The 3,940-nt window shown below is 58.5% G+C and carries 2 protein-coding genes; both read left to right on the top strand.

The features are described 5' to 3' along the window. Positions 1 to 265 precede the first annotated feature (265 nt). Positions 266 to 2,737 carry an N-6 DNA methylase gene (locus PSV43_RS10765; RefSeq protein ID WP_300196606.1) on the top strand — a complete coding sequence of 824 codons (2,472 nt, stop codon included), beginning with the start codon at positions 266 to 268 and terminating at the stop codon, positions 2,735 to 2,737. Further along, on the top strand, positions 2,734 to 3,876 hold the full coding sequence (locus PSV43_RS10760) for a PDDEXK nuclease domain-containing protein (protein WP_300196604.1): 1,143 nt from the start codon (positions 2,734 to 2,736) through the stop codon (positions 3,874 to 3,876). The genes PSV43_RS10765 and PSV43_RS10760 overlap by 4 nt, the downstream gene beginning before the upstream one ends. Positions 3,877 to 3,940: the final 64 nt, after the last annotated feature.

Genomic DNA, 3,940 nt, shown 5'->3' with positions numbered 1-3,940 from the left:
AAGTATCGTTGTCCACGGTTTCGACCGTCATGGAGTCGTCACCATCCGCACTCCTCGGAGTGCGGCTCCGTTGAAGCGAAGACATGGAACCGCAAGAGGCTCCCCCCCAAGGCGGGGTTCTTTTTTTACCTGCTGGAGGTCCAGTTCTGTGCCGGTTTTCCAATTCCTTTCGACTGTGAGGGCTTTAATGTCTGCACTGATTGCGTGAATCCTCCTTGTCGGAACTCCTTCACTCGCGAACATCCAGCGCTCCACCAGCAGGCACATGGCTCTCAAAAAATCCCAACTCTATTCCTCTCTTTGGCAAAGCTGCGATGAACTGCGCGGGGGGATGGATGCCAGTCAGTACAAGGACTACGTGCTGGTGCTGCTGTTTGTGAAGTACGTCTCGGACAAATACGCCGGGCGGAAGAATGCCATGCTCGATGTGCCCAAGGGCGGCAGCTTTGCCGACATGGTGTTGCTGAAGGGGAACAAGGACATCGGCGACGGCATCAACAAGATCATCGGCAGGCTGGCGGAGGCGAATGATCTCGTGGGAGTCATCGATGTGGCGGATTTCAATGACCCGGACAAGCTGGGCAAAGGCAAGGAGATGGTGGACCGCCTGTCCAATCTCATCGGCATCTTTGATCACCCCGACCTCGATTTCCGGGGCAACCGCGCCGAGGGCGATGACCTCTTGGGCGATGCCTACGAGTTCCTCATGCGGCACTTCGCCACCGAGAGCGGCAAGAGCAAAGGCCAGTTCTACACGCCGGCGGAAGTCTCCCGCATCATGGCCAAGGTCATCGCCATCGGCTCAGCCAAAGACTCTGCGCAGACCATCTATGATCCGGCCTGTGGTTCGGGGTCGTTGCTGCTGAAAGCGCATGATGAAGCCCGCAGCGGCACGGGTCTGGATCTGGCCCTCTATGGACAGGAAATGGACAATGCCACCAGCGCTCTGGCGCGGATGAACATGTATCTCCATGACTGCCCCACAGCGGAAATCTGGAAGGACAACTCCCTCTCCGCTCCCTATTTCAAAAACGCCCATGGCCAGCTCAAGACGCATGATTTCGTCGTTGCCAATCCACCCTTCTCCACCAAGGCCTGGAGCAATGGCTTCCATCCCGCCGAGGACGAGTTCAAGCGCTTCAAGTTTGGCGATCAGCTCCTCATCCCACCGGAGAAGAATGGCGACTTCGCCTTCTTCCTCCACATCATCGCTTCCCTGAAAAGCACGGGCAAAGGTGCCGTCATTCTGCCGCATGGCGTGCTGTTCCGGGGCAATGCCGAGGCCAACATCCGGCGCGAGATCATCCGCCGTGGCTACATCAAAGGCATCATCGGCTTGCCGGCGAACTTGTTTTACGGCACCGGCATCCCCGCCTGCATCATCGTCATCGACAAAGAGAACGCCGCTGTGCGCAAAGGCATCTTCATGATTGATGCCTCCAAGGGTTTCATCAAAGACGGCAACAAGAACCGCCTGCGCGATCAGGACATCCACAAGATCGTCGATGTCTTCACCCGTCTCGTTGAGGTGCCGCGCTACTCGCGCATGGTGCCCATCACCGAGATCAGCGACGCGAAAAACGACTTCAATCTCAACCTGCCACGCTACATCGACAGCACTGAGCCGGAGGACCTGCAGGACATCACCGCGCATCTCTGCGGCGGCATCCCACAGCGCGACATCGACGCCCTCTCCGCCTACTGGCAGGTCATTCCCGGCGTCCGTGCCACATTGTTTAAGAAAGCAGACCGCCCCGGCTACGCCCAGCTCCGCGTCCCCATCGCCGAGGTGAAGGCCACCATCTTCGGGCATGCCGAGTTTACCGCCTTCCATACCTCGGCCACCAAGCTCTTCACGAAATGGAAAAAAGCCAGCCTGCCGCGCCTGCAAGACATCGCCATCGGCGACAAGCCCAAGGTGCTCATCGAAACCCTCGCCGAAGCTCTGCTGGTTACCTTTGAGCAGGCCAGCTTGCTTGATGGCTATGACATCTACCAGCACCTGATGGATTACTGGGCCGCCACTTGGCAGGATGATGTGTACCTGCTCGTAGCCGATGGCTGGAAAAAAGCCGCGCAGCCGCAGCTCATCCGCGAGGACAAGGACAAGAAGTCCAAGGAGAAGCCCGACTTCACCCTCGGCAAACTCAAATACCAGGCCGAGCTCATCCCCCCTGCCCTGCTCATCGCCCGTTACCTTGCCAAGGATCAGGCCGCCATTGAGAAACTGGAGTCAGACATCGCCGCCAGCGAGCAGCAGATGGAAGAACTCGCCGAAGAGCACGCTGGCGAAGGCGGCCTGCTCGAAGACGCGAAAAATGACAAGGACAAGCTCACCAAAGCCAGCGCCACCGCACGCCTGAAACACATCCAGCGAGATCGCGATGCCGCTGAAGAGCGCGAGGTGCTAAACAACTATCTCGAACTCTGCGAGCAGGAAACCACGCTCAGCCTCAAGCTCAAAGCCGCACAAACTGCGCTCATCACCCAGGTCGCTGCAAAGTACAGCAAGCTCAGCGTGGAGGAGATCAAGACGCTCGTCATCGAGGGCAAATGGCTCACCACCATCGCCGCCACCGTGCAGGGCGAGCTCGACCGCGTCTCGCAGACCCTCACTGGCCGCATCCGCCAGCTTGCCGAACGCTATGCCGTCCCCTTGCCCAAACTGACCGCCGAGGTCGAAGAACTGGAGGCCAGGGTGGCAGTTCATCTCAAACGCATGGGATTCCAGCCATGAGCACCGAACTCACTCACTACAAAGACCTGCTTGGCGACATCAAAATCCGCGTCCGCCAGGCGCAGCACAAGGCCGCGCTATCGGCCAATGCGGAGATGATCCGTATGTATTGGGAGATTGGGTGCATGATTGCCGCCCGGCAGAAACGCGAAGGCTGGGGCGCAGGTGTCATTCCCCGGCTGGCGATGGATTTGAAGAACGAGCTGCCGGAGGAGAAGGGTTTCTCGGAGCGGAACATCGGCTACATGATTCGCTTTGCCCGTGAATATGGCGCACCTCCAATATTGCAGCAACCTGCTGCAAAAATTGTGCAACAGTCTACGGCACAATTACAAAGCGTTGATTTTGAGACGATTGAACTTTTGCAGCAGCCCGCTGCACCTTTTGCCCTTCCCCTCAAAGTGATCCTCGGATTGCCGTGGTTCCATCACGTCATCCTTATCCAGAAAATCAAAGACCTCCCCACCCGTCTCTGGTATGCCCGGCAGACGATGGAGCTTGGCTGGAGCCGGGACACGCTCACCACCCAGATCAAAAACTGCGCCCATGAGCGGCAGGGCGGTGCCGTGACCAACTTCGCCACCACGCTGCCTGAAGTCCATGCCAGCCTCGCGCAGGGGCTGCTGAAGGATCCTTACCTCTTCGACTTCCTCACCTTGGAGGAGCCATTTCATGAGCGCGAACTGGAGACTGGCCTGCTCGGGCATATTCAGAAATTCCTCATCGAACTCGGGCGCGGCTTTGCCTTCGTGGGCCGCCAGTACCGCCTCGCCGTCAGTGATCGCGAATTCTACCTCGACCTCCTGTTCTACCATCTTCAGCTGCGCTGCTTCGTCGTCGTGGATTTGAAAAAGGGCGACTTCAAGCCCGAGCATGCGGGCAAGATGAATTTCTACTGCTCCGTCGTGGACGATCAGCTCCGCCACCTAGGCGATGCACCCACCATCGGCCTCATCCTCTGTCAGACGAAGGACCGCATCCTTGCCGAGTATTCACTGCGCGACATCCAAAAGCCCATTGGCGTCGCCGACTACGAGCTGACGCGGGCTCTGCCTGCTGAGCTGGCCTCCAGCCTGCCCAGCATTGAGGCGCTGGAAGCCGAGTTTTCCGCCGATTTGGCTAGGGAGGACCCGTCATGAGTATCGACCACGATTCCCGCACGCCGCGTGGAGGAACGCCTCCAGAAGATGAGAGCAGTATGGC

Source organism: Prosthecobacter sp., assembly GCF_029946185.1.
GTDB lineage: Bacteria > Verrucomicrobiota > Verrucomicrobiia > Verrucomicrobiales > Verrucomicrobiaceae > Prosthecobacter.
This window is presented reverse-complemented; position numbering and strand designations above follow the sequence as displayed.